Here is a 25,675-nt window from a genome sequence, read left to right as displayed (position 1 = left end):
CTAGACAGTCGACTCACCGGGGCGCCGGCAAAACTGTGAGCGAATGAGTCTCTGCACCCAGCCTTGATAAATCTCAGCCCCGTCACCAGATACCCCCTATTGGCCAGTCCCCAGGAGCCTCCGATGTCTGAACCTCTCGTAATCCCCTGCCCTCATTGCAACGGTCTCAACCGCATCCCAGGCGAACGCCTGGGGGATGCGCCGAAATGTGGGCGCTGCAAGCAGCCTGTGTTGCTGAACACGCCCTTTGAATTGAAACAAGGCGACTACGCCAGCCAGATCAAGGGCGACCTGCCATTGCTGGTGGATGTGTGGGCGGATTGGTGCGGGCCGTGCAAGTCGTTTGCGCCGGTATTCGAGCAGGCGGCCGGGCAGTTGGAAGGCAAGTGCCGGCTGGCCAAGCTCGACAGCGAGGCCAATCAGCAGCTGTCGGCGCAATTGGGGATTCGCTCGATTCCCAGTTTGATTCTGTTCAAGAACGGCCGCGAAGTGGCGCGCCAGAGCGGGGCGTTTCCGTTGCCGCAGTTGATGAGCTGGTTGCGCAGCCAAGGCGTGTAACCGGCCCATCAGAACAACACCAACCCATGTGGGAGGGGGCCCCCTCCCACATTTTGACCGTGTTTCAGCCTTGGGCCAGTGGGGCTTGGCGGTCCATCATCTGGCTGACCAGCATAACGCCAAGCTCGCTCAATTGATGGATAGCCAGGGCCACGTCGCGATGTTCGCCGGTGAGGTCGTTGGACAGGTTGAGCAATAAGGTGCGGACTGAGGCGAAGGTTTCGTAGCTGTTGATGACCAGCGCTTCGGTGGGAAGGTTGGGTGTAACGGTAAATAAATTCATATTTTCGTTCTCTGCCAGGGCCATCGCCTGCTTGCTACTAAACAAGGGGCGGCAGCTGTACGCAGGTTAGTAGACCGGTAGAACGAAAGCGAAACCCGGCGCACCCGAAGGTGCCCTGCGCACAGCTACCATCGGCAGGCAAGAAACGCCATGGTTTGGAGCGGTGCACATGCTTTCGTCTGAGTGGGCTACTAAACCCGATCACTGAACATTCAGCGACCGGCAAACCTTAGAGACGCCCATCCAGACGCACAAGCCGGCGGATTCTGGCGTAGCTGTAGGCAAGGTTACAAGGCCAATCCCCTGCTGCCAGACACTTCCTACAGACCCTGTGGGAAAATTCCAAATCCAAATGTGGGAGGGGGCTTGCCCCCGATAGCGGTGGGTCAGCTACAAATAAGCTGGCTGACATACCGCATCGGGGGCAAGCCCCCTCCCACATTGGATCTGTGCACTGCTTGAGGTCAGGTGTTTTCCAGCAAGTTGTGCAGTTCCACAAACTGCAGCGTCAACTTATGCCGTGGGTCCAGGTGGATCAGCGGCTTGCTCTCCTGGTGCGACTCGCGCATGCGCACGGAGCTGGCCAGGTACACCGGCAATACCGGCAAGCCTTCAGCGATCAATTCATCCAGGATCTGCTGCGGCAGGCTCGCCCTCGCCTGGAACTGGTTGACCACGATGCCTTCCACTTCAAGACCTTCGTTATGGTCATCCTTCAATTCTTCGATTTCCGCCAACAGGCCGTACAGGGCCTGGCGCGAGAAGCTGTCGCAATCAAAGGGAATCAATACCCGATCGGCGGCGATCAGCGCCGAAACCGCATAAAAATTCAAGGCTGGCGGCGTGTCCAGGTAAATCCGGTCGTAATCCTCGCTCAACTCATCCAACAGCTTCCGCAGCTTGTTGATCTTGTGCTTGGCCTCAAGCTTGGGCTGCAGGTCGGCCAGTTCCGGCGTGGCGGTGATGACGTGCAGGTTGTCGAACGGCGTTTCGTAGATGTCCACCTTGTTCTTCTTCGAAAACGGCCCGGAAGACAGGGTTTGCTTGAAAAAATCGGCGATCCCCATGGGAATATCGTCGCCCGTCAGGCCGGTGAGGTACTGGGTGGAGTTGGCCTGGGCATCGAGGTCCACCAACAGGGTTCGATAGCCTTCACTGGCGCTGACCGCCGCCAGGTTGCAGGCGATGCTGGACTTGCCCACGCCGCCTTTTTGATTGAACACCACGCGCCGCATGGGAAAACCTCCGTGTATCAATGAATGACCGAGTGTAGAGCGCAAAAGCGCCGGTTAGCTACCTCGTTCATCCATCCCCAGTGTCTGGCCCACAAATGAATGGGAACGCTCCGACAATCCAACTCGGCCCTCAATCGCCCACAATCTGTAATTCCCTCCCACTTATTTGTAATTGATAGTGAACAAATTCTTACCAAAATTTGCTAGAACCCCACGGCACCCGGATAATGCGCGCCATTCGGCCATTGCCCTCTGTCCCGGAATCCGGGGCCATCGGCCGCACACGGAAGCCCGCAGGGGCGGGATAACTTCTCAGTGATCAACTTCAACATCGCCCAATGGCGCGCCTGGGCTCCTGGCCTGGAGAGTGCGGATGACTGGCACGCCTGGTGCCGGGACCCGGTGTTGCTGCCCGCCAGCGACGCATCCCCGGATGTGTCATTTCTGCCAGCCATGCAACGCCGACGCTTGAGCCGTCTGGCGCGCATGGCGTTCAGCGTGGGCTGGCCACTGGCCGAGGGCCTTGAAGCGCTGCCACTGGTGTTTATTTCCCGCCACGGCGAAACCCCGCGCACCCTCGACATCCTCAGCGACTTGGCCAACGAGCAGCCGCTGTCGCCGACCCAGTTCAGCCTGTCAGTGCATAACGCGGTGATTGGCCTGTGGTCGATCCTGCGCAATGAAACCAGCGAAATGACGGCACTCGCCGCCGCCGGTGATGGCCTTGAGCACGGTCTGCTCGAAGCCGCCGCGCTGCTCAATGAAGGCGCCCCTGCCGTCTTGCTGATCATTACCGAAGAACAACCGCCCGAGGCGTATGCCAGCTGGATCGCTGACGTGCCCTTCCCCTACGCCCTCGGCCTTTTGCTGACGCCGGGCGACGAGTGGCGGTTGGAACTGAACAGCGGCACTGTCCAACTCACTCAAACCCAGTGGCCCCACGCCCTGAACCTGCTGCGCACCCTGTTGACCGAACAGGGTGCCTGCCAACATGCCTGGAAGAACCGAGTATGGAACTGGCGACGCAAGCCCTGACTGACAAACCACGGCAGGCCTATTACTGGCGCCTGTTCGCCACGGCCGCCAGCTTCTTTGTGTTCGGTGTCGGCGGGCTGTGCCTGCGTTTGCTGGTATTCCCGCTGCTCAGTTGCCTGCCGGGTAACGCCGAACAGCATCAACGACGCGCGCGCCACACCATCAGTTGCCTGTTCTGGTTTTTTATTCGGCTGATGAAATTCCTGGGCATCCTCACGTACAGCGTCGAAGGCGCGGAAAACCTCGGCCGCCCTGGCCAAATGATCGTCGCCAACCATCCGTCGCTGATCGACGTGGTGTTCCTGATCGGCCTGATGCGCCAGACCAACTGCGTGGTCAAGCAGAGCCTGTTTCAAAACCCGTTCACCCGTGGCCCGGTGCGCGACGCGGGCTACATCAGCAACGACGGCAGCGCCGACATGCTCGATGCGGCCGCCGACGCCCTGCGCACAGGCCAGACCCTGATCATCTTTCCCGAGGGCACCCGCACCACACCCGGCGCGGCACCTGCCTTTCATCGCGGCGGCGCGGCCATTGCGCTGCGCGGTGCGACAATCATCACCCCGGTGGTGATCAAGGTCAGCCCCACCACGCTGACCAAGGCCGAGCCGTGGTATCGCATTCCCAAATGCCGATTCCACTTCAGTTTGCGCGTCGGTGCCGATATAGAACCACACGCGTTTGCCGCACAGGGCCCCGCGCCCCAGGCGTCACGCAAGCTCAACGATTACCTGCATCACTATTTCATTAAGGAGCTCGCCGAAGATGAGCGACCAACAACGCCTTGAGCACGACATAAAGATGCTGATCATCGAGGCCCTGGGCCTGGAAGACATCAGCGTCGACGACATCGGCAGCGACCAGACCCTGTTCGGCGAAGGCCTGGGCCTGGATTCGGTGGACGCCCTGGAACTGGGCCTGGCCATCCAGAAAACGTACGGCATCAAGATCGACGCCGACGCCAAGGACACGCGCAATCATTTCACCAACGTGGCCAGCCTTGCGGCATTCGTCACGGCCAGACAGGCAGCTTGAGACCGGACCATGCAAACTCGTGACGATATTTTCAACACCCTGCGCGACGCCTTGGTGGAACTGTTTGAACTGGAACCTGAACGCGTCACCCTCGATGCCAACCTGTACCAGGACCTGGAAATCGACAGCATCGATGCCGTGGACCTGATCGACCACATCAAGCGCCAGACCGGCAAGAAAATCGCCGCTGAAGAATTCAAGGCGGTGCGCACCGTGAACGACGTGGTAGAGGCGGTGTACCGTCTGGTCCAGCCCGCCGCATGAGCCGGCTGATCGGCCTTGGCCTGTTGTTGGCGGGGCTGCTGTACCCCTTTGCGGTGTATTACGGCACCGAGCATTTCGCGCCCTGGCAATTCGGCCTGCTGCTGGGCAGCCTGTGGCTGCTGCGCGCATTCACTGCTGCGCGACGCCCCGGCAGCCGCTGGATGGCGGTGGTGGTGATTGTGTTCTGCCTGGCGCTGGCCTGGTTCGACAACCCGCAGTGGCTGCGTTGGTACCCTAGCCTGGTCAGTGCGTTCATGCTGGCACTGTTCGGCCTGAGCCTTAAATACGGGCCGCCGATGGTCGAGCGCTTGGCGCGCATGAGCGACCCGCAGTTGCCGCCGCATGCAGTGGTGTACACGCGCCAGGTCACCGTCGTGTGGAGTGTGTTTTTTCTGTGTAATGGCCTGCTCGCCGCCGCCCTCACCTTATGGGCGCCATTGAGCTGGTGGACGTTGTACAACGGCCTGATCGCCTACGGGCTGATGGGGCTGTTGTTTGCCGTGGAATGGCTGGTACGACAAAGGGTTCGAGGCCGCATATGAAAGGTTTGAAACTTGAGCATCTACTGCTCGAGCCGCAGGAACAACGCCAGGTCACCACTGAGCCGGCACTGGATCATGCACAACTGGTGGAGCAATCGCTGCGCCTGGCGGCAGGCCTGCGAGCGCGTGGCATACAGCGCCTGGCGGTGCACCTGGAAGACGCGGGCGTGCTGGCGATTGCCTTGCTCGGCGCCTGGCGTGCCGGGGTCAGCGTGCTATTGCCCGCCGACCTGCAACCCCAGACCCGTCAACGCTGGGCCGACGCCGTCGATGCCTGGCTGACGCAAGCATCGGAACTGGAGGCGCTGTACCAGACGCCTCTCACCCCCGCCGCACTTGACCTGGATACCTGCCAACTGAGCCTGTGCACCTCCGGCTCCAGCGGCGAACCCAAGCGTATCGACAAGTCCCTGCGTCAGCTGGCCAATGAAGTGCAGGCGCTGGAAGCGCTGTGGGGCGCCGATCTGAAAGAGGCCTGCATCATCGGCAGCGTCGCTACCCAACATATCTACGGCTTGCTGTTCCGCGTGCTGTGGCCGCTGTGCGCCGGTCGCACCTTTGTGCGCAGGCAACTGGCCTTCCCCGAAGACATGCAGCGCGCCAGTCGCGAGCATCCGCAATTTGCCTGGGTCGCCAGCCCGGCGCTGCTCAAGCGCATGGGCGATAACCTCGACTGGCCGGCACTGAGCCAGGTGTGCCGAGTGTTTTCCTCCGGTGGCGCCTTGCCTGTCGAGGCCGCCGGCAGCCTCTACGACCGCTTGCAGCAATGGCCGACGGAAATCCTCGGCAGCTCGGAAACCGGCGGTATCGCCTGGCGCCAGGGGGCCCAACCCTGGCAGCCGTTTGCCGATGTGCAACTGAGCCAGGATGCCGACGGCGCCCTGCGCATTGCCTCGCCGTACCTGCCCACCGGGCATATCGAACAGACCGCCGACGCCGCGCGCATCCATGCCGATGGCCGCTTCGAACTGCTCGGCCGCCTGGATCGCATCGTCAAGCTGGAAGAAAAACGCATCTCCCTGCCGATGCTCGAACAGGCGTTGATCACCCATCCCTGGGTCGCCGAAACGCGCCTGGGCGTGGTGCAGGAAAACCGCGCCTCGCTCGGTGCCCTGGTGGTGCTGAGCGCCGCGGGGCTGCATGCGCTGCGCAATCAGGGCCGGCGCACGCTGACCCAAACCCTGCGCGAGCACCTGAGCCAGCATTGCGAAGCCCTGGCCCTGCCCCGCCGCTGGCGCTTGCTGCGCCAACTGCCGCTCAACAGCCAGGGCAAGCTGCCCCAGGCCGATATCGAGGCCCTGCTGCTGGCGCCGCGCCCCAAGGCGCCGGAGGTACTGGAGCAGGTCGAAACCGACGGCGAATGGACGTTGCAACTGAGCGTTCCGCCGGACCTGGCCTATTTCAGCGGGCATTTCCCGGTAACGCCGGTGCTGCCAGGTGTGGTGCAGGTGGAATGGGCGTTCGACCTGGGCCAGCAACTGCTGGACCTACCGCCGACGTTCGCCGGTATGGAAGTGCTCAAGTTCCAGCAACTGGTGCGCCCCGGCGACCGTATCGAACTGCACCTGCGCTTCGATCAGGAGCGCGGCAAATTGTATTTCGCCTACCGCAATGGCGTCGCCGCCTGCTCCAGCGGCCGAATCCTGCTGGAGACACCCTATGAATAGGCTTTTGTGGCGAGGGAGCTTGCTCCCGCTGGAGTGCGCAGCACTCCCAACCCATGCAGTGCAATTTTCCAGAGCCATCCCGGTCGCCTGCATTGGGTCTGCTTCGCAGCCCGGCGGGAGCAAGCTCCCTCGCCACCAGGTTTGCCGAGACTCTCATGATGCATAACCCCTGCGCCCTGATCCCGGTCTACAACCACGAGGCCGCCGTGCCCGCCGTGGTCCACAGCCTGCTGCACAGCGGCCTGCCGTGCCTGCTGGTGGACGACGGCAGCAGCTCAGCCTGCGCAGCGGTGTTGGCGCAATTGGCGCTGCTGGACAACGTCACCCTGCTGACCCTGCCGAGCAATCAGGGCAAGGGCGGCGCGGTGATGGCGGGCTTTCGCGAAGCCGCGCGCCTGGGCTTCAGCCACGCCTTGCAAGTAGACGCCGACGGCCAACACGACCTGCGCGAAGTCGAGACCTTTATCGACACCTCCCGCCGGCACCCCGACGCCATCATCTGCGGCTACCCCGAATACGACGACAGCGTGCCCAAAGGCCGCCTCTACGCACGCTACCTGACCCACGTGTGGGTGTGGATCAACACGCTGTCGTTGCAGATTCGCGACTCGATGTGCGGCTTTCGCGTGTACCCGCTGGCCCCCACGCTGGCGCTGATGGACTCGGCCTACATCGGCACGCACATGGATTTCGACTCGGACATCCTCGTGCGCCTGGCCTGGCGCAACCAGCCCATGCGCTGGCTGCCCACCCAGGTGCATTACCCTGCCGACGGCCTGTCGCACTTTCGCTTGTTCCGCGACAACGTACGCATCAGCGCCATGCACACGCGACTGTTCTTCGGCATGCTGGTGCGCGCGCCGGCTATCCTGTGGCGTCGGTGGCAGGCATGAGCGACAGCGGCAAACACTGGGCCGACCGCGAGGAACGCGGCAGTTTCTGGCTGATGAAGCTCACGGCAGTCGCGGCAAAGGTGCTTGGCCGCCGCCTGTTGAGCCCGCTGCTGTACAGCATCGTGTTGTACTTTTTCCTGTTTGGCCGCACCGCGCGCCAGAGTGCCTGGCAGTACCAGCAGCGCCTGGCGCAGTGGAGCGCGCGCGACGATTTGCTGCCAACCCACAGAAAAGTCTTTGGCCAGTTCATGGCGTTCGCCGACTCAATGCTCGACAAGCTGGACGTGTGGAACGGCAAGCTGCGCCTGGAGCAGATCGACATCAACGACCCGGCGCAACTGCGCGGCCAACTGCGTGGCGAGCGCGGGCAGATGCTGGTGGGCGCACACCTGGGCAACCTGGAAGTGTGCCGCGCACTGGCGGAGATCGGCGAACAAGTCACCATGAACGTGCTGGTGCACACCAAGCATGCCGAGCGTTTCAATCGCCTGCTGGGCGAAGCGGGGGCGACCCACCTGCGCCTGATCCAGGTCAGCGAGCTGGACCCGGCCACCATGCTGCTGCTCAGCCAGCGCCTGGACGACGGCGAATGGCTGGCGATTGCCGGCGACCGCATCCCGCTGCACGGCGGGCGCACGGTGCGCGTCGATTTCCTCGGGCACGAGGCCGCGTTTCCCCAAGGCCCATGGCTGCTGGCCGGCTTGCTCAAATGCCCGGTCAACCTGCTGATGTGCCTCAAGCACCAGGGCCGCTATCACCTGACCATCGAGCCCTTCGCGCAATTGATCGAATGGAAGCGCAGCACCCGCGAGCAAGTCATTGCCCTGTGGACCGCCCGCTACGCCGCGCGCCTGGGCCAGTTCTGCCTGCAAGCGCCTCAACAATGGTTCAACTTTTACCCTTTCTGGAAGACCGATGACCACGCCTCTTGAGCCGATCACCTTTGGCGAACGCCCCCTGCGCATCGAAGACGTACTGGCTCTGGCCAACCGTCAGGTGCCCACCCGCTTGCAGGACGATGCCGCGTATCGCCAGCGCATCGCCAAGGGCGCGCAGTTCCTTGACTCGCTGCTGGACAAGGAAGGCGTGATCTACGGCGTGACCACCGGCTACGGCGACTCATGCGTGGTCGCGGTGCCCTTGCAGCATGTCGAAGCACTGCCGCGTCATCTGTACACCTTCCACGGCTGCGGCCTGGGCAAGTTGCTCGACGCCCAGGCCACCCGCGCCGTGCTGGCGGCGCGCTTGCAGTCGCTGTGCCACGGCGTGTCCGGGGTGCGCGTGGAACTGCTGGAGCGCCTGCAGGGCTTCCTCGAACACGACGTGCTGCCGCTGATCCCTGAAGAAGGCTCGGTAGGCGCCAGCGGCGATCTGACGCCGCTGTCGTATGTGGCGGCAACCTTGTCCGGCGAGCGTGAAGTACTGTTCCGTGGCGAGCGCCGCCAAGCCGCCGATGTTCATCGCGAACTGGGCTGGCAGCCATTGGTACTGCGGCCCAAGGAAGCCCTGGCGTTGATGAACGGCACGGCGGTGATGACCGGCATCGCGTGCCTGGCCTTCGCCCGCGCCGACTACCTGCTGCACCTGGCCACGCGCATCACTGCGCTGAATGTGGTGGCGCTGCAAGGCAACCCGGAGCACTTCGACGAACGCCTGTTCGCCGCCAAGCCCCACCCAGGGCAGATGCAAGTCGCCGCCTGGTTGCGCGAAGACCTGGCCATCGATGCACCGACTGCCCCGCTGCACCGCCTGCAGGACCGCTACTCACTGCGCTGCGCGCCCCACGTGCTCGGCGTGCTGGCCGACAGCCTGAACTGGCTGCGCTCGTTTATCGAAATCGAGCTCAACAGTGCCAACGACAACCCGATCATCGACGCCGAAGCCGAACGCGTGCTGCACGGTGGGCACTTCTACGGTGGGCACATCGCCTTTGCCATGGACAGCCTCAAGACCCTGGTGGCCAACGTCGCCGACCTGCTCGACCGCCAACTGGCGCTGCTGGTGGACGTGCGTTACAACCACGGCCTGCCGAGCAACCTGTCGGGCGCGCCGGCCGACCGCGCCATGATCAACCATGGCTTCAAGGCCGTGCAGATCGGCACCAGCGCCTGGACCGCCGAAGCGCTGAAAAACACCATGCCGGCCAGCGTGTTTTCGCGCTCCACCGAATGCCATAACCAGGACAAAGTGAGCATGGGCACCATCGCCGCCCGCGACGCTGTACGCGTGCTGGAGCTGACCGAACAGGTCGCCGCCGCCACCTTGCTCGCCGCCCACCAGGGCGTGTGGTTGCGGGCCCAGGCCGAGGACGCTCGGCCGTTGCCGCCGGCACTGGCGGCGATGCATGAAGAGCTGGCCAAGGACTTTGCGCCCGTCATTGAAGACCGCGCCCTGGAAGGCGAACTGCGCCTGTGCCTGCAACGCATTGCCGAGCAACACTGGAGGCTGCATGCGTAGCCCCGGTGTATTGCACAGCGACACTGAAATCCTCGTGCCGTTTTTCGATGTCGACACCATGAACGTGGTGTGGCACGGGCATTACGTAAAGTACCTGGAGGTGGCGCGCTGCGCGCTGCTGGACAAGATCGGCCACAACTACACCGCGATGCTCGAAGCCGGCTACGCCTGGCCGGTGATCGACCTGCAGTTGCGCTATGTGCGCGGCGCCACCTTCGGCCAAACGATCAACGTACGCGCCAGCCTGGTGGAATGGGAGAACCGTTTGAAGGTCAACTACCTGATCACCGACCTGGCCAGCGGCGAACGCTTGACCCGCGCCAGCACCGTGCAAGTGGCGGTAGAGATCGCCAGCCGCGAGATGCAATTGGCCTCCCCCAAAGTATTCACCGATGCCGTAGAAAGGGCCCTGAAATGAGATCCCATGTGGGAGGGGGCTTGCCCCCGATGGACGTCAACGATAACGCGATCCGCCTGACACTGCGCAGTGCTCTGAGGTTCTTCGCGAGCAAGCTCGCTCCTACAGTGGCCGCCGCATTGCTGAGCTTCAGCGCCCATGCTTTTGACTTGCAGCAACTGAGCGATCAACTGGCCAAACCCAGCGTGATCCACGGCCACTTCACCCAGGAAAAACACCTGCGTGCCCTGCCCCAGCCGCTGGTCAGCAAAGGCAGCTTCGTGCTCGCCAAGGACCACGGTTTGCTGTGGCTGCTCAAAACCCCGCTGCAGCAGGACTACCGCATCAGCGCCCAGGGCATCGCTCGGCGTGACGCCAACGGCTGGCAATTGCTGCCCACCAAGAGCGCCGGCACCGAGCAGAATCGTTTGTTCCTCGCCGTGCTGGGGGGCGACAGCAGCGGCTTGCAACGCGACTTCGAGCTGCAACTGCAAGGCGAGGCTCGACAGTGGAAGCTCACGCTGATCCCGCGTTCGCTGTTGCTCAAGCAAGTCTTCACGCGGATCAATATCGACGGCGGCGCACTGGTGAACACCATCGAGTTGCTGGAAACCCAGGGCGACAGCACGGTGTTGCGCATGCAGGACAGCAGCGCCGACCAGCCACTGAGCGATGCGGAGCAACACGACTTTGCCCAATGAACGCCTGCTGCCGCGCCTGTTCCTGATCCTGCTGGTGGCCGTGCTGGCCCTGGCCGGCTGGCAGTGGCGCCAGGGCGCGCCACTGTCGGCCAACCTGATGGAGCTGGTACCCGGCAGTACGCCGGACGCCCTGGAGCTGCAAGCCGAGCAGCGCATGCAGGAACCGCTGAACCGCGAAATGCTGGTACTGGTGGGGCATGCCGACCGCCAGCAAGCGCTGGCCGTGGCGCAGCAACTGGCCGAGCACTGGCAAGCCAGCGGCCTGTTTGAAAAGGTGCAATGGAACCTGCAAGCCGACTTGCCGGCGCTGCGCGAGCAGCTGCTGCGCGGCCGGCTGGCGATGCTCTCGGCCAAGGACCGCGAGCAGTTGATCCAGCAGCCTGACGCCTTCATTCAGCAGCGTGTGCAGTCACTGTTCGACCCCTTCACCGGCTTCAGCCTGGTGCCGAGCCAGGACGACTGGCTGGGCCTGACCGGGCGCATCCAGAACAGCCAGCCACAACATGGTGCGGTACAGCTGGATATCGGCAGCGGCGCGTTGATTGCCGATGCCGACGGCAAAAGCTGGGTGCTCCTGCGAGCGCGCACCACCGGCAATGCATTCGACATGAAGCTGCCGCTGCAAGTGGCGGATTTGCTCCAGGCCAGCCGCGCCGAGGCCGACAGGCAAGGTGTGCAACTGCTCGCCGCCAGCGGCTTGCTCTATGCGGCCAGCGGACAGCAGCAAGCCACCCGAGAAATCACCTGGGTCGGCGGCGGCGCAACCGTGGGCATCCTGCTGTTACTGCTGCTGGCGTTCCGGCGCTGGCGCGTGCTGCTGGCGTTCGTGCCGGTCATCGTCGGCATGCTGTTTGGGGCAGTGGCCTGTGTGGCGCTGTTCGGCCATATGCATGTGATGACCCTGGTGCTGGGCTCGAGCCTGATCGGCGTGGCGGTGGACTACCCGCTGCACTATCTGTCGAAAAGCTGGAGCCTGCAACCGTGGCGCAGTTGGCCGGCATTGCACCTGACCCTGCCGGGGCTGAGCCTGAGCCTGGCCACCAGTTGCATCGGCTATCTGGCGCTGGCTTGGACGCCGTTCCCGGCGCTGACGCAGATCGCCGTGTTTTCCGCAGCCGGGCTGGTCGGCGCGTATCTCTCAGCCGTGTGCCTGCTGCCGGCGCTGCTTAGCGGTGTCGAACTGCGCCCGGCGCAATGGCCGCTGCGCATCGCCGAACGCTTGTGGCAGTGGCGAGCGGCATTGATCAAGCGCGTGCCAGGCGCGGTGCTGCTGGTGGGCGTGCTGGTGTTCTGCGCCGGCGGCCTGTGGCAGCTCAACAGTAAAAACGATATTCGCCAATGGATCGGCGCGCCGCCGCAGTTGCTGCAGCAAGCCCAGGCCGTGGCGCGCATTACCGGGTTCCAGCCCACCAGTCAGTTCTTCCTGGTGCGTGCCGATAATCAGCAGCAGTTACTGGAACGCCAGGCCGCTCTGGGCCAGCGCCTGGATCAGCTGGTGAACATGGACAAGCTGCAGGGATACCTGGCGTTGAATCAACTGGTCAACCTGCCCGCCGAGCAACAGCAACTGCGCGATGCGCTCAATACACTCGCGCAGCACTGGCAACCACTGCTGGACCTCGGCGTTCCCGCCGAGGCGCTGCAAGCCGAAGTCGCGCAACTGCAGGCGCTGCCCACCGAAGACATCGACGCCGCGCTCAAAGGCCCCCTGGCCGAGCCGTGGCGCACGCTGTGGCTGGGCCCGGTAGACGGCGGCGTGGCGGCGATGGTCAGCCTGCAAGGCCTGAACAACCCGGCGTTGCTGCGGGTGCAGGCGTTGGACTTGCCCGGCGTGCAACTGGTGGATCGCCTGGGTGACCTGAACCGCGTGTTTGCCGACACCCAAATCAGCGCCGCCGAATTGAAGTTGCTGTCCTGTGTGCTGATCGTGGTCTTGTTGATACTGCCCTTCGGCTTCACCGGCGCCTTGCGTATTGTCGCGTTGCCGCTGCTGGCCGCGTTGTGCAGCCTGGCCAGCCTCGGTTGGCTGGGCCAGCCCCTGACCCTGTTCAGCCTGTTCGGCCTGCTGCTGGTCACGGCCATCAGCGTCGATTATGCGATCCTGATGCGTGAGCAGATCGGCGGTGCCGCCGTCAGCCTGCTGGGCACGCTGCTGGCGGCGCTGACAACCTGGCTGTCATTCGGCCTGCTGGCCGTCTCCAGTACCCCGGCGGTGAGCAATTTCGGCCTGTCGGTCAGCCTCGGCCTGGCCTTCAGCTTTATCCTGGCGCCTTGGGCCAGGCAACAGAAACACGCCTCATGAATGTGAATATCGCCAACATGGCAAGGAGCCTTTGTGCCCACAGTTGAAATGGAACGTCGCCAGGTGGTGGTGATCGGTGCCGGGCCTTCCGGAGCCATCGCGGCCGCGCTGCTCAAGCGTAAAGGGCATGATGTATTGATAATCGAGCGCGAACATTTTCCGCGTTTCTCGATTGGCGAAAGCCTGCTGTCGCACTGCATCGACTTCATCGAAGAAGCCGGCATGCTCGACGCCGTGCAGGCTGCCGGGTTTCAAGTGAAAACCGGCGCCGCGTTCGCCTGGGGCGAGCGCTACAGTGCGTTCGATTTCGGTGACACGTTCAGCCACGGCAAGCCGACGACCTTTCAGGTGCAGCGCGCCGAGTTCGACAAGCTGCTGGCCGATCAGGCCGCGTTGCAGGGTGTGGAAATTCGCTACGGCGAAAGCATCGTTGGCGTGGACTTTTCCGGTGAGTGTCGCTACCTGCACGTACGCCGCAAGAATGGCAGCGAGTACCACCTCAAGGCCAGGTTCGTGCTGGATGCCAGCGGCTATGGCCGCGTGCTGTCGCGCCTGTTGGACCTTGAAGCACCGTCGAATTTCCCGCTGCGCCAGGCCGTGTTCACCCACGTCGAAGACCGCATCGAACACCCAGGCTTTGACCGCACCAAGATTCTGGTGACGACCCATCCCGAGAAGCGCGATATCTGGTTCTGGACCATCCCGTTCAGCAACGGCCGTTGCTCGGTGGGCGTGGTCGCGGCCAAGGAGCATTTCGACGGCTACGGCGACGACCTCGACGCCTGCCTGCGCGGTTTTATCGAGCAAACCCCAAGCCTGTCCGGCGTGCTGCAAAATGCCGTCTGGGACACCCCGGCGCGCAGCATCGGCGGCTATGCGGCCAACGTCAAAACCTTGCACGGCCCGGGCTTTGCGCTGCTGGGCAACGCGGCGGAATTTCTCGACCCGGTGTTTTCGTCGGGCGTGACCATCGCCATGCGCTCGGCGAGCATGGCCGCAGGCTTGTTGCATCGCCAACTGCAAGGCGAAACGGTGGACTGGCAAACCGAGTTTGCCGAACCGTTGAAGCGCGGCGTTGATACCTTTCGCTGCTACGTCGAAGGCTGGTACGCCGGCACCTTCCAGGATGTGATTTTCCACGCCGGCAGTTCGCCGGAGATTCGCCGCATGATCAGTTCGATTCTGGCCGGTTACGCCTGGGATGAACGCAACCCCTTTGTCAGTGAGCCCAAGCGGCGCCTGCGGATGTTGTCGCAATTTTGTGCAAGTGAGACGGCATGAGCAGTCAATACCTGAGTAAAAACTACGTCGAAGAAACCCGGTTCGGCTTCTGGTTCCTGCGCAGCCACACCTGGCAGCACCATGTGTTGCGCGTGGCGATCAATGACCTGCGCAGCCTGTTCAGCGAACCGCTGCCGGCCGCGCCGGTATTGCTCGACGCCGGCTGCGGCCAGGGCAAATCGTTCAAGTTGCTGCAGCAGGTCTTTGCGCCCTCGCGCCTGATCGGCCTGGATGCCGACCCCCACAGCCTGGCGCTGAGCCGCGAAGAAGCTGCTCGGCAGGGCCTGGCGGTGGAGCTGATCGGCAGCGACTGCGCCACCCTCGACGTCGCCGACGCCAGCGTCGATATCGTGTTTTGCCACCAGACCTTTCACCACTTGGTCGAGCAGCATCGCGCACTCAAAGAGTTTTACCGAGTACTCAAGCCGGGCGGCTACTTGCTGTTTGCCGAATCCACCGAAGCCTATATCGACACATGGGTGATTCGCTGGCTGTTCCGTCATCCGATGCACGTGCAAAAAAGCGCCGAGGAATACCTCGACATGCTGCGCGAGCAGGGCTTTGAATTCGGCGCGGGGAACGTCTCGTACCCCTATCTGTGGTGGAGCCGTTCCAGCGATTTTGGCCTGCTCGAACGCTGGGGCCTGCGCAAGGCGCCACCGGTGGGCGAGCGCGAGGAAACCCTGGTCAACTGCGTGGCGCGCAAGCCGCTGGAGAGCACGAGCTTATGATCCGCTGGTTGTTGATCGGTTGCCTGTTGTTGCTCGGCGCATGCGCCAGCCAGGCGCCACTGCCGGAAAAAATCCCGGCCCTGGCCTTGCCGATGCAATTGCATGTGCAGCGCCTGGAGGGCAAGCGTAGCCAGGACTGGCTGTTAGTGATCCAGCGTGAAGGGGCGGCGATTCGCTGGTCGATGATGGACCCGCTGGGCATTCCCCAGGCCCGACAGAAGCTGATCGACGGGCAGTGGCAGGCCGATGGCTTGCTGCCGCCCAACCCCCAGGCGCGAGAACTGTTCGCGGCGCTGCTGTTTGCCCTGGCCTCGGCGGATGACGTGCGCGCGCTGTATCCTTCGGCCCAGGCCATGGACCTCACGCGAACATTGCCGGGCCATTGGCAAATCGTCTATCAGTCCTCAGAGGTGTTCAGCGTGAACATGGCGGGCCAACCGTTGAGCTATCGCATTACCCCGCTGGGGGCCGGCAAATGAGCGCCTACCTCAATGCCCTCGGCGTGATCTGCGCCCTCGGCCGCGGCCAGGCCGAGGTCAGCCGCAGCCTGTTTGCCGGTGACTGCTCCGGCATGCGCGCCGAGAGCGGCTGGGTGCCGGAACGTATGGTGCCGGTGGCGGCCGTGCGCGGCGAACTGGCGGCCATTCCCGTGCAACTGGGCTCGCAGAGCAGCCGCAACAACCAGCTGCTGTTGGAAGCCGCGTTGCAGATCGAAGCGCAAATCCGCCAGGCCATCCACACCTACGGCGCCTCACGGGTGGGCGTGGTACTGGGCACCAGCACCTCGGGCATCGACGAAGCCAGTCGCGGCATTGCCCACTACCTGCGCGACAACACGTTTCCTGGCGACTACGACTACCAGCAGCAGGAACTCAGCGCCCCGGCGAATTTCCTCGCCGACTGGCTGCAGTTGAGCGGCCCGGCCTATGTAATCTCCACCGCCTGCACCTCCAGCGCCCGCGCCTTGATGAGTGCCCAGCGCCTGCTCGACCTGGGCGTGTGCGATGCGGTGATCTGCGGTGGCGTCGACAGCTTATGCAGGCTGACGCTGAACGGGTTTACCGCACTGGAAGCAGTGTCTGCCGAGCGCTGCAATCCGTTCTCGGTGAACCGCAACGGCATCAATATCGGCGAAGCGGCCGTGTTGTTCGTGATGAGCCGCGAGGCGGCACCGGTCGCCCTGCTGGGCAGCGGCGCCAGTTGCGATGCGCACCATATCTCCGCGCCCGAGCCCACCGGCAAAGGGGCGCTGCAAGCCATGCGCAAGGCCCTGGCCAGCGCGAAACTGGCGCCTGAACACATCGGTTACCTGAACCTGCACGGCACCGCCACCCAACACAACGACGCCATGGAAAGCCTGGCCGTCGCCAGCCTGTTCCCGAGCGGTGTGGCCTGTTCGTCGACCAAGCCAATGAGCGGCCACACCCTCGGCGCGGCAGGCGCATTGGAAGCGGCATTCTGCTGGTTGAGCCTGACCCATGGCCTGGTCCCGCCCCACGTGTGGGACGGCCACGCGGACCCGGCGCTGCCCGCGCTGCAATGGGCGCGCACGGGCGACACCTTGAACAAACCCTGCCTGATGAGCAACTCGTTTGCCTTCGGCGGCAACAACGTCAGCCTGATTATTGGAGAGGCCCCATGATCGATTGGCCACTCGCCGAACTGCTGCCCCACGCGGGCGACATGATTCTGATCGACCAAGTGCTGTCGTTCGATGAAGAACAGGTGCACACCCGCCTCACCGTCAAGCCCGGCGGCCTGTTCAGCCGGGCTGACGGCAGCCTGCCGGCGTGGGTCGGTATCGAGTTGATGGCGCAAAGCGTGGCCGCCTATGCCGGTTGCCGCGCGCGCCAGCAAGGCCGGTCGGTGGAACTGGGTTTCCTGCTGGGCACGCGTAAATTCGAGTGCAACGTGGAGCACTTTCCCGCAGGCACTGAATTGAACATCCACGGCCTGCGCTCCCTGGAAGACGACAATGGCATGGGGGTGTTCGAGTGCCACCTTACCGGCGACGGGATCCAGGCCAGCGCACGCTTGAACGTATTTCGACCGCCCCAGGCGGCCAACTATTTAGATGAATCGAAGGACGAAACGCCATGACTGAATCCGTACTGGTCACCGGCTCCAGCCGTGGCATCGGCCGCGCCATTGCCCTGCGCCTGGCCCAGGCCGGGCATGACATCGTGCTGCATTGCCGCAGTGGTCGTGCCGAAGCCTGCGCGGTACAAGTCGAGATCCAAGCCCTGGGCCGCCAGGCGCGGGTGCTGCAATTCGACGTAGCCGATCGCGCGGCGTGCAAGCAGATCCTGGAAGCCGACGTTGAACAATATGGCGCTTATTACGGTGTGGTGCTCAATGCCGGCCTGACCCGCGACGGCGCCTTCCCGGCCCTGTCGGAAGACGACTGGGACGTGGTGATGCGCACCAACCTCGACGGTTTCTACAACGTGCTGCACCCGGTGATGATGCCGATGATTCGTCGGCGTGCCGCCGGGCGCATCGTGTGCATCACCTCGGTCTCCGGGCTGATCGGCAACCGTGGGCAGGTCAACTACAGCGCCTCCAAGGCGGGCCTGATCGGCGCAGCCAAGGCACTGGCTATCGAGCTGGGTAAGCGCAAGATCACCGTCAACTGTGTGGCACCGGGCTTGATCGACACCGCGATGCTGGATGAAAACGTACCGGTGGAAGAACTGATGAAGATGATCCCGGCGCAACGCATGGGCACTCCGGAGGAAGTCGCCGGGGCGGTGAACTTCCTGATGTCGGCCGAAGCCGGCTATATCACGCGCCAGGTGTTGGCCGTAAACGGGGGCTTGTGCTGATGAAGCGCGTCGTCGTCACCGGCATGGCCGGCATGACCTCCCTGGGCAGCGATTGGGACACCATCGCAGCCAACTTTCGCGCCAACCGCAGCGGCATCCGGCGTATGGACGAGTGGGACCGTTTCACCGAATTGAACACGCGCCTGGCTGGGCCGATTGACGATTTCGTCGTGCCTGCGCACTGGACGCGCAAGCAACTGCGCAGCATGGGCCGCGTTTCGCGCCTGGCAGTGTGGGCAGCGGAGCAAGCGTTGCAGGACGCGGGCTTGCTCGGCGACGATTCAATCAAAGACGGGCGCATGGGGGTGGCGTGCGGTTCGTCCACCGGCAGCACCGATGAGATCAAGGCGTTCGGCAATATGCTGCTGAACTCGGTGGCCGAGGGGCTTAACGCCAACTCTTATGTGCGCATGATGCCGCACACGACGGCGGCGAATATCAGCATCTTTTTCGGCCTCACCGGCCGTTTGATCCCCACCTCCAGCGCGTGTACCAGCGGCAGCCAGGGCATCGGTTATGCCTACGAGGCAATCAAGTTCGGCCGCCTGCCCTTGATGCTGGCCGGAGGCGCCGAAGAGCTGTGCCCCACCGAGGCGATGGTGTTCGACGCGCTCTACGCCACCAGCCTGAAAAACGACGCACCCCAAACCAGCCCGCGCCCCTACGACAGCGGCCGCGATGGGCTGGTGATCGGTGAAGGCGGCGGCATGCTGGTGCTGGAAGAGCTGGAACACGCGTTGGCGCGAGGCGCACATATTCATGCCGAACTGGTCGGCTTTGGCAGCAACGCCGACGGCCAGCACACCACTCGCCCGGAACAGAAAACCATGCGCCGCGCCATGGAACTGGCCCTGGAAGATGCCGGGCTTGAGCCGTCCGCCATCGGCTACGTGAACGGCCACGGCACCGCCACCGACCAGGGCGACATCGCCGAAACCCTGGCCACCAGCAGCCTGTTCGGCCCTCGCATGCCCATCAGTTCGCAGAAGAGCTTCCTTGGTCACACCCTGGGCGCGTGCGGGGCGCTGGAGTCTTGGTTCAGCATCGAGATGATGAACCGCGACCAGTACGTGCACACCTTCAACCTGGACGCCGTCGACCCGCAATGCGGCGAGCTGGATTACCTGCAAGGTGGCTTTCGCCAGATGCACCACGACTACGTGATGAACAACAATTTCGCCTTTGGCGGCGTCAACACTTCGTTGATCTTCCGCCGCTGGTCCTGACTTTTTTAATCGACTGGAGAAAACGGAATGTCTTCCCTGCTACGCGCCACCCTGATCACACTGGCCCTGCTGACCACCGCCGGTTGCACCAACAAACCGGTACTTAACACCCAGCACGAACTGCCGGCCACGACCCAGGTCAGCGAAGAAAAAATGAAACAGGTGATCGTCGCCGCCCTGCAAAAACGCGAGTGGACGGTACAACGCCTGAGCCCGCAACTGATACAGGCCGAGATCACCGTGCGCAACCAGTTCTATGCGGCCATCGATATCCGCTACACCCGCAACAGCTACGCCATCACCTACCGCGACAGCCGCGATCTGGGCTACAAGGACGGCAAGATCCATCGCAACTACAACCGTTGGGTGAGCATGCTGGATCGCGACATCATGGCGGGGTTGCGCTCGGCGGGCATGCAGTAACCCAAAAACGACAAAGGGCGCCTTTCGGCGCCCTCTTCACAAACAGGTTGGCTTGTCATCGCCGCTTCCTGCCTGGCTCTGCGATGGCTGGTTGCCCAGGATCCTCAGAGTCTCACAAGCCCCTTTTCGGGAACTCGGCCAGTATGCCTGAAAACAGGTTGCCTGCAATCAGTGGCAAAACGCCGCCCATCCAGATGCTGCTTTATCGCAAGCCGAGCGCACCGCGCACCGCCGCTTTTATCGCCACAAACTGGTCATGGGTAAGCTCTGCAATTTTGTAAGTTCGTTTGCCATGACGATCTTTACTTTTTATTCGATCCAATCGGCCCAAGCTCACTGTCGCGACAATGTCGCATTTAGCCCAGCACGTCGGACTTGCCCCTTGAAGGTGACTATCAAGCTGCAAATGATGCTCCAACACCTGCTGTGGAGCCGTAGTGCTTAGCGGTACCACCGTGACTAGCAATCTATTGGTCCGATGTTTGCGTACCACAATAACGGGCCGAACCTTGGTGATTTCCGGAACCTCATACCCACGAAAATCACAAATCAACACGCTGCCCTCCTTGGGCTGATAGAGAAGTGCCATCCATATTCACTCGCCTGAAAAAAGCGGTTCTGCGCAAGTTTCTCGCGAATGACTAAGCCGCTTGCGTTACCTGATATGTGATCCAGCTTACAGCTGCGCTTTACGTGTGAGCAGTTCCACAAACGCCTGCGCCATCGGCGACTGCGTGCCGTTGCGCTGCACCAGCCACACCGCCGTTACCGCCTCCGGGTCCAGCAAGGTGCGGTACACCACACCATCGATGCGAATACGCTGATAGGAAGCGGGCAGCACCGACACCCCCAGCCCCGCCGCCACCAGACCAATGATGGTCATCGCTTCACCGGCTTCCTGGGCAAAGCGCGGGCTGAAGCCGGCGTCGCGGGCCAGGTTGAGCAGTTGTGCATAGAGGCCGCTGCCATAACTGCGCGGGAAAAACACAAAGGGTTCCTCTGCCAACTGCGCCAGGTGCAAACCTCGCTCGCTGCCCTGTGCCAATGGGTGCCCGGCGCTCAATACCGCCACCAACGGCTCGCGCATCAGCTCGATCACGCTGAGGGAGTCCGGCAACGGCAATGGCCGCATGAACCCGACCTGGATCGACTCGTCCACCAACGATTCGGCGACTTGGGTGCTGCTCATCTCCTGCAGGCTCAAATGCACAGCCGCAAACGCCTGGCGAAACGCAAAGATCGCCTGCGGGATGCTGGCGGTGAACGGCGCCGACGAGGTAAAGCCGATTTTCAGCTCTCCCAGTTCTCCCATCTGCGCCCGCCGAGCGACGTCCGCCGCTTTATCGACCTGGGTCAGCACCAGGCGCGCTTCGTTCAGGAACAGGCGCCCCGCTTCACTCAACTCGACCCGACGGTTGGTACGCTCGAATAACCGCGCGCCCACTTCCTGTTCCAGCGCCTGGATTTGCTGGCTCAGCGGCGGCTGGGAGATCCCCAGTACTTGCGCGGCGCGGCCGAAATGCAGCTCTTCGGCGACGGCGATGAAGTAGCGCAGGTGACGTAATTCCATGCAAGCCTCATTAGGTCGTTAAAGCTATCAAACAGGTCGAACAATATATTGGAAAGAATCATTAGCCAGCTATATTCTTTTTCGTATTGCCGGCCGTGGCAGTCTTTTTCCCCGAGGTCCCCGTGAAATCTGCTGTTGCTGTACACGCTCAAGAAGCCCCGCCCACCGCCCTGGATGAAGTCGTCGCCCAGCTTAACGACGACTACATCGAAAAAGGCACGCCGATGTTCATGCGCACGGTGCTGGCGCTGTTCTCCGGCGGGTTTGCGACCTTCGCCCTGCTGTATTGCGTACAGCCGATGATGCCGGCGCTGTCCCACGAGTTTTCCATCAATGCCGCACAAAGCAGCCTGATCCTGTCGGTTGCCACTGCGATGTTGGCGTTTGGCTTGTTGATCACTGGGCCGATTTCCGACCGGCTGGGGCGCAAGCCGGTGATGGTCGCCGCGCTGTTCTGTGCGGCGCTGGCCACGATTGCCAGTGGCCTGATGCCGAACTGGGAGGGCATTCTGCTGATGCGTGCGCTGGTGGGCCTGTCCTTGAGCGGCTTGGCCGCCGTGGCGATGACCTACCTGAGCGAAGAGATCCACCCGCAGCACATTGGCCTGGCCATGGGCCTGTACATCGGCGGCAATGCGATTGGCGGCATGAGCGGGCGCCTGATCATCGGCGTGCTGATCGACTTTGTCAGTTGGCACACCGCAATGCTGATCATCGGCGGCCTGGCGCTGATCGCCGCGACGGTGTTCTGGAAAATCCTCCCCGAATCGCGCAACTTCCGCGCCAGCAGCCTCAAGCCGCGCAGCCTGCTGGACGGCTTCGTGATGCATTTCAAGGACGCGGGCCTGCCGTGGCTGTTTCTGGAAGCCTTCCTGTTGATGGGTGCGTTCGTGACCCTGTTCAACTACATCGGCTATCGCTTGCTGGCCGACCCGTATGACCTTAGCCAGGCCGTGGTCGGCCTGCTGTCGCTGGTGTACCTGTCCGGCATCTACAGCTCGGCGAAAATCGGCTCCCTCGCCGACCGCCTGGGCCGTCGCCGCGTGCTGTGGGGCACCATTGTGCTGATGCTCGCCGGTATGGTCCTGACACTGTTCAGCCCGCTGTGGCTGGTGGTGCCGGGCATGCTGATCTTTACTTTTGGCTTCTTCGCCGCCCATTCGGTGGCCAGCAGCTGGATCGGCCGTCGTGCGCTGAAGGCGAAGGGGCAGGCATCGTCGCTGTATCTGTTTTGTTATTACGCGGGGTCAAGCATTGCCGGGACGGCAGGCGGGTTTTTCTGGCACTTCGGCGGCTGGAACGGGATTGGCGCGTTTATCGTCGCGTTGTTGATTGGCGCGTTGCTGGTGGCGTTGAAGCTGGCCAAGCTGCCGCCGTTGGGGCGGGCGAGGGTCTGAGATTTTCCTGCTTTTAATGTGGGAGGGGGCTTGCCCCCGATGGCGGTGTGTCAGGCTCAGTATCTGTCACTGATCCACCGCTATCGGGGGCAAGCCCCCTCCCACATTTTGTTTTGCGTTTTATTCGTGGTACTGAGCCGAGAGTTCATGCACTGCGCGCAGGAACGCACCCGCATGCTCCGGATTCACTTCCGGCGTGATGCCATGGCCCAGGTTGAACACGTGGCCGGTACCTTTGCCGTAGCTGGCGAGGATGCGGCCGACTTCGGTGCGGATCGCTTCAGGCTTGGCGTACAGCACGGTTGGGTCCATGTTGCCTTGCAGCGCAACCTGGTTACCCACACGGCGGCGGGCTTCGCCAATATCGCACGTCCAGTCCAGGCCCAATGCATCTGCACCGGCGTCGGCGATGCTTTCCAGCCACAGGCCACCGCCCTTGGTGAACAGGATGACCGGCACTTTGCGGCCTTCGTGTTCGCGGATCAGGCCGCTGACAATCTTGCGCATGTAGGCCAGGGAGAACTCCTGGTACGCCGCAGCGGACAAGTTGCCGCCCCAAGTATCGAAGATCTGCACCGCTTGCGCGCCGGCCATGATCTGGCCATTGAGGTAGGACGTGACCGACTGCGCCAGCTTGTCCAACAGCAGGTGCATGGCGTGCGGGTTGTCGTAGAGCATGGCCTTGGTCTTGCGGAAGTCTTTCGACGAGCCGCCTTCGACCATGTAGGTGGCCAGGGTCCATGGGCTGCCGGAGAAGCCGATCAGTGGCACGCGGCCGTTGAGTTCGCGGCGGATGGTGCTGACAGCATCCATCACGTAGCCGAGGTCTTTGTGCGGATCAGGGATCGGCAAGGCTTCGATATCGGCCAGGGTGCTGACGACTTTCCTGAAGCGCGGGCCTTCGCCGGTCTCGAAGTACAGGCCTTGGCCCATGGCGTCTGGAATGGTGAGGATGTCGGAGAAGAGGATGGCCGCGTCCAGTTGCGGGTAGCGGTCCAGCGGCTGCATCGTGACTTCGCAGGCGAACGCAGGATTCATGCACAGGCTCATGAAGTCGCCGGCATTGGCGCGACTGGCGCGGTATTCCGGCAAGTAGCGACCGGCTTGACGCATCATCCACACGGGGGTGACGTCGACGGGCTGCTTGAGCAGGGCACGAAGGAAACGGTCGTTCTTGAGGGCAGTCATGTCGGCATCCGCAAAAAAAGTGCGGGCATTTTCTCAGAGCGCGACGCAAAAGGCACGGAATGCGCCGTGCCTTTTGTCTATCGGGTCAATTTGTCGCGCCAGCTTGAACACAGCACAAAACAATGTGGGAGGGGGCTTGCCCCCGATGGCGGTGTGTCAGCCAGTAAATCTGGTGACTGATACTCCGCCATCGGGGGCAAGCCCCCACCCACATTTTGATCCCGTTTCAAACGGGGATCGGCGTCAGACTTGCAGGTAATCCAGGATGCCTTCGGCGGCGTTACGGCCTTCGAAGATTGCGGTCACCACCAGGTCGGAGCCGCGCACCATATCGCCACCGGCGAAGATTTTCGGGTTGCTGGTCTGGTGCTTGTACTGGCCTTGTTCCGGGGCAACGACGCGGCCCTGGCTGTCGGTCTGGATTTCAAACTGTTCGAACCACGGCGCCGGGCTCGGGCGGAAGCCGAAAGCGATGACCACGGCGTCGGCCGGGATGATCTCTTCGGAGCCCGGGATCGGCTCGGGGCTGCGACGGCCGCGGGCGTCGGGTTCGCCGAGACGGGTCTCGACCACCTTCACGCCTTCGACGCGATCTTCGCCCACGATAGCGATCGGCTGGCGGTTGTAGAGGAATTTCACGCCTTCTTCCTTGGCGTTCTTCACCTCTTTGCGCGAGCCGGGCATGTTGGCTTCGTCACGACGATAGGCACAGGTCACCGATTTGGCGCCCTGGCGGATCGACGTACGGTTGCAGTCCATCGCGGTGTCGCCGCCGCCGAGTACCACCACCTTCTTGCCTTTCATGTCGACGAAATCTTCCGGCGACTTTTCAAAGCCCAGGTTGCGGTTGACGTTGGCGATCAGGAAGTCGAGCGCGTCATACACGCCCGGCAGGTCCTCACCGGCAAAACCGCCCTTCATGTAGGTGTAGGTGCCCATGCCCATGAAGACCGCGTCGTATTCGGCGAGCAGTTGCTCCATGGTGATGTCTTTGCCGATCTCGGTGTTCAGGCGGAACTCGATGCCCATGCCGGTGAACACTTCGCGACGGTTGCTCAGTACGGTCTTTTCCAACTTGAACTCGGGGATGCCGAAGGTCAGCAGGCCGCCGATTTCCGGGTTCTTGTCGAACACCACCGGGGTCACGCCGCCACGCACCAGCACGTCGGCGCAGCCCAGGCCAGCAGGCCCGGCACCGATGATCGCGACGCGCTTGCCGGTCGGCTTGACCTTGGACATGTCCGGGCGCCAGCCCATGGCGAACGCGGTGTCGGTGATGTACTTCTCCACCGAACCGATGGTCACCGCGCCAAAGCCGTCGTTGAGGGTGCAGGCCCCCTCGCACAGACGGTCCTGCGGGCACACCCGGCCGCAGACTTCCGGCAGGGTGTTGGTCTGGTGCGACAGCTCGGCGGCGGCGAGGATGTTGCCCTCGGCCACCAATTTCAGCCAGTTGGGAATGAAGTTGTGCACCGGGCACTTCCATTCGCAATACGGGTTACCGCAACCCAGGCAGCGATGGGCCTGGTCGGCCGAGTGCTGGGGTTTGAAGGGTTCGTAGATTTCCACGAACTCTTTCTTGCGTTGACGTAACAGTTTCTTCTTCGGATCTTTGCGCCCGACATCGATGAACTGGAAGTCGTTATTCAGACGTTCAGCCATGTT

28 protein-coding genes are annotated in these 25,675 nt (G+C 62.8%); 22 read left to right on the top strand and 6 right to left on the bottom strand.

Features of this window, described 5'->3' with window-relative positions; all coding sequences use genetic code 11:
- Positions 1-123: 123 nt before the first annotated feature.
- Positions 124-558, top strand: a complete 435-nt coding sequence (gene trxC, locus C4J94_RS02285) for a thioredoxin TrxC (protein WP_124384794.1) — start codon at positions 124-126, stop codon at positions 556-558.
- A 64-nt stretch (positions 559-622) separates the two neighbouring features.
- Here the strand turns inward: trxC and C4J94_RS02280 are convergent, their stop codons facing one another.
- Together C4J94_RS02280 and C4J94_RS02275 are read right to left on the bottom strand one after the other, a co-directional pair.
- Complete coding sequence (locus C4J94_RS02280; RefSeq protein WP_177413439.1) at positions 623-841, bottom strand: DUF6124 family protein; 219 nt, start codon at positions 839-841, stop codon at positions 623-625.
- 464 nt (positions 842-1,305) lie between these two features.
- A complete protein-coding gene (locus C4J94_RS02275) occupies positions 1,306-2,076 on the bottom strand; it encodes a ParA family protein (protein ID WP_124384793.1) in 771 nt (256 codons plus the stop codon).
- 315 nt (positions 2,077-2,391) lie between these two features.
- On the opposite strand from C4J94_RS02275, the gene C4J94_RS02270 reads away from it, so the two are divergent.
- The 20 genes from C4J94_RS02270 (at position 2,392) to C4J94_RS02175 (ending at position 19,855) form a co-directional block, all read left to right on the top strand.
- Positions 2,392-3,111, top strand: coding sequence for a beta-ketoacyl synthase chain length factor (locus C4J94_RS02270; protein ID WP_124384792.1), 720 nt, complete (start codon positions 2,392-2,394; stop codon positions 3,109-3,111).
- Positions 3,087-3,899, top strand: a complete 813-nt coding sequence (locus tag C4J94_RS02265; RefSeq protein ID WP_124384791.1) for a 1-acyl-sn-glycerol-3-phosphate acyltransferase — start codon at positions 3,087-3,089, stop codon at positions 3,897-3,899. The genes C4J94_RS02270 and C4J94_RS02265 overlap by 25 nt, the downstream gene beginning before the upstream one ends.
- Positions 3,877-4,146, top strand: a complete 270-nt coding sequence (locus C4J94_RS02260) for a phosphopantetheine-binding protein (RefSeq protein WP_124384790.1) — start codon at positions 3,877-3,879, stop codon at positions 4,144-4,146. Before C4J94_RS02265 ends, C4J94_RS02260 begins: the two co-directional genes overlap by 23 nt.
- 9 nt (positions 4,147-4,155) lie before the next feature.
- The gene (locus C4J94_RS02255; RefSeq protein WP_003209389.1) at positions 4,156-4,410 is read left to right on the top strand and encodes an acyl carrier protein; all 255 of its coding nucleotides are present in this window, start codon (positions 4,156-4,158) and stop codon (positions 4,408-4,410) included.
- Positions 4,407-4,952, top strand: coding sequence for a hypothetical protein (locus C4J94_RS02250; RefSeq protein ID WP_124384789.1), 546 nt, complete (start codon positions 4,407-4,409; stop codon positions 4,950-4,952). Before C4J94_RS02255 ends, C4J94_RS02250 begins: the two co-directional genes overlap by 4 nt.
- Positions 4,949-6,619: an acyl-CoA synthetase family protein gene (locus C4J94_RS02245; protein ID WP_124384788.1), complete on the top strand. Its 1,671-nt coding sequence runs from the start codon at positions 4,949-4,951 to the stop codon at positions 6,617-6,619. Before C4J94_RS02250 ends, C4J94_RS02245 begins: the two co-directional genes overlap by 4 nt.
- Positions 6,620-6,777: 158 nt before the next feature.
- Positions 6,778-7,512 (top strand): glycosyltransferase family 2 protein, encoded by a 735-nt coding sequence (locus C4J94_RS02240; RefSeq protein ID WP_124388912.1) that lies wholly within the window; start codon positions 6,778-6,780, stop codon positions 7,510-7,512.
- Positions 7,509-8,444 (top strand): glycosyl transferase, encoded by a 936-nt coding sequence (locus tag C4J94_RS02235; protein ID WP_124384787.1) that lies wholly within the window; start codon positions 7,509-7,511, stop codon positions 8,442-8,444. Before C4J94_RS02240 ends, C4J94_RS02235 begins: the two co-directional genes overlap by 4 nt.
- Positions 8,428-9,969 (top strand): histidine ammonia-lyase, encoded by a 1,542-nt coding sequence (hutH, locus tag C4J94_RS02230; RefSeq protein ID WP_124384786.1) that lies wholly within the window; start codon positions 8,428-8,430, stop codon positions 9,967-9,969. The genes C4J94_RS02235 and hutH overlap by 17 nt, the downstream gene beginning before the upstream one ends.
- A complete protein-coding gene (locus C4J94_RS02225; protein ID WP_124384785.1) occupies positions 9,962-10,387 on the top strand; it encodes a thioesterase family protein in 426 nt (141 codons plus the stop codon). Before hutH ends, C4J94_RS02225 begins: the two co-directional genes overlap by 8 nt.
- A gap of 29 nt (positions 10,388-10,416) precedes the next feature.
- Positions 10,417-11,067 (top strand): outer membrane lipoprotein carrier protein LolA, encoded by a 651-nt coding sequence (locus C4J94_RS02220; RefSeq protein ID WP_124384784.1) that lies wholly within the window; start codon positions 10,417-10,419, stop codon positions 11,065-11,067.
- Positions 11,039-13,369, top strand: a complete 2,331-nt coding sequence (locus tag C4J94_RS02215) for an MMPL family transporter (protein WP_124384783.1) — start codon at positions 11,039-11,041, stop codon at positions 13,367-13,369. Before C4J94_RS02220 ends, C4J94_RS02215 begins: the two co-directional genes overlap by 29 nt.
- Positions 13,370-13,402: 33 nt before the next feature.
- On the top strand, positions 13,403-14,650 hold the full coding sequence (locus tag C4J94_RS02210; protein ID WP_124384782.1) for an NAD(P)/FAD-dependent oxidoreductase: 1,248 nt from the start codon (positions 13,403-13,405) through the stop codon (positions 14,648-14,650).
- Positions 14,647-15,381: a class I SAM-dependent methyltransferase gene (locus C4J94_RS02205; RefSeq protein ID WP_124384781.1), complete on the top strand. Its 735-nt coding sequence runs from the start codon at positions 14,647-14,649 to the stop codon at positions 15,379-15,381. Before C4J94_RS02210 ends, C4J94_RS02205 begins: the two co-directional genes overlap by 4 nt.
- Positions 15,378-15,860, top strand: a complete 483-nt coding sequence (locus tag C4J94_RS02200; protein WP_124384780.1) for a hypothetical protein — start codon at positions 15,378-15,380, stop codon at positions 15,858-15,860. Before C4J94_RS02205 ends, C4J94_RS02200 begins: the two co-directional genes overlap by 4 nt.
- Positions 15,857-17,023, top strand: coding sequence for a beta-ketoacyl-[acyl-carrier-protein] synthase family protein (locus tag C4J94_RS02195; protein ID WP_124384779.1), 1,167 nt, complete (start codon positions 15,857-15,859; stop codon positions 17,021-17,023). The genes C4J94_RS02200 and C4J94_RS02195 overlap by 4 nt, the downstream gene beginning before the upstream one ends.
- Positions 17,020-17,481, top strand: coding sequence for a hotdog family protein (locus C4J94_RS02190; RefSeq protein ID WP_124384778.1), 462 nt, complete (start codon positions 17,020-17,022; stop codon positions 17,479-17,481). Before C4J94_RS02195 ends, C4J94_RS02190 begins: the two co-directional genes overlap by 4 nt.
- The gene (gene fabG, locus C4J94_RS02185; protein WP_124384777.1) at positions 17,478-18,206 is read left to right on the top strand and encodes a 3-oxoacyl-ACP reductase FabG; all 729 of its coding nucleotides are present in this window, start codon (positions 17,478-17,480) and stop codon (positions 18,204-18,206) included. The genes C4J94_RS02190 and fabG overlap by 4 nt, the downstream gene beginning before the upstream one ends.
- Positions 18,206-19,432, top strand: a complete 1,227-nt coding sequence (locus C4J94_RS02180; protein ID WP_124384776.1) for a beta-ketoacyl-ACP synthase — start codon at positions 18,206-18,208, stop codon at positions 19,430-19,432. The genes fabG and C4J94_RS02180 overlap by 1 nt, the downstream gene beginning before the upstream one ends.
- A gap of 27 nt (positions 19,433-19,459) precedes the next feature.
- Positions 19,460-19,855, top strand: coding sequence for a hypothetical protein (locus tag C4J94_RS02175; RefSeq protein WP_124384775.1), 396 nt, complete (start codon positions 19,460-19,462; stop codon positions 19,853-19,855).
- A gap of 202 nt (positions 19,856-20,057) precedes the next feature.
- On the opposite strand, the gene C4J94_RS02170 is transcribed toward C4J94_RS02175, so the two are convergent.
- Positions 20,058-20,444 carry a type II toxin-antitoxin system PemK/MazF family toxin gene (locus C4J94_RS02170; RefSeq protein WP_124384774.1) on the bottom strand — a complete coding sequence of 129 codons (387 nt, stop codon included), beginning with the start codon at positions 20,442-20,444 and terminating at the stop codon, positions 20,058-20,060.
- Between the two features lie 87 nt (positions 20,445-20,531).
- Entirely contained in the window at positions 20,532-21,425 is an 894-nt protein-coding gene (locus tag C4J94_RS02165; RefSeq protein ID WP_124384773.1) for a LysR family transcriptional regulator, read from the bottom strand.
- A gap of 170 nt (positions 21,426-21,595) precedes the next feature.
- On the opposite strand from C4J94_RS02165, the gene C4J94_RS02160 reads away from it, so the two are divergent.
- Positions 21,596-22,822 (top strand): MFS transporter, encoded by a 1,227-nt coding sequence (locus tag C4J94_RS02160; protein WP_372240888.1) that lies wholly within the window; start codon positions 21,596-21,598, stop codon positions 22,820-22,822.
- Positions 22,823-22,942: 120 nt separating this feature from the next.
- Here C4J94_RS02160 and hemE read toward each other — a convergent pair whose 3' ends face one another.
- Both hemE and C4J94_RS02150 read right to left on the bottom strand, forming a co-directional pair.
- A complete protein-coding gene (gene hemE / locus C4J94_RS02155; protein WP_124384771.1) occupies positions 22,943-24,010 on the bottom strand; it encodes a uroporphyrinogen decarboxylase in 1,068 nt (355 codons plus the stop codon).
- 243 nt (positions 24,011-24,253) lie between these two features.
- Positions 24,254-25,672: an FAD-dependent oxidoreductase gene (locus tag C4J94_RS02150; RefSeq protein ID WP_003171228.1), complete on the bottom strand. Its 1,419-nt coding sequence runs from the start codon at positions 25,670-25,672 to the stop codon at positions 24,254-24,256.
- Between the last annotated feature and the right edge of the window lie 3 nt (positions 25,673-25,675).

Source organism: Pseudomonas sp. R5-89-07 (assembly GCF_003851685.1).
Lineage (GTDB): Bacteria > Pseudomonadota > Gammaproteobacteria > Pseudomonadales > Pseudomonadaceae > Aquipseudomonas.
Note: the sequence above shows the minus strand (reverse complement) of the source record. Positions and strands in the feature narration are given on the sequence as shown.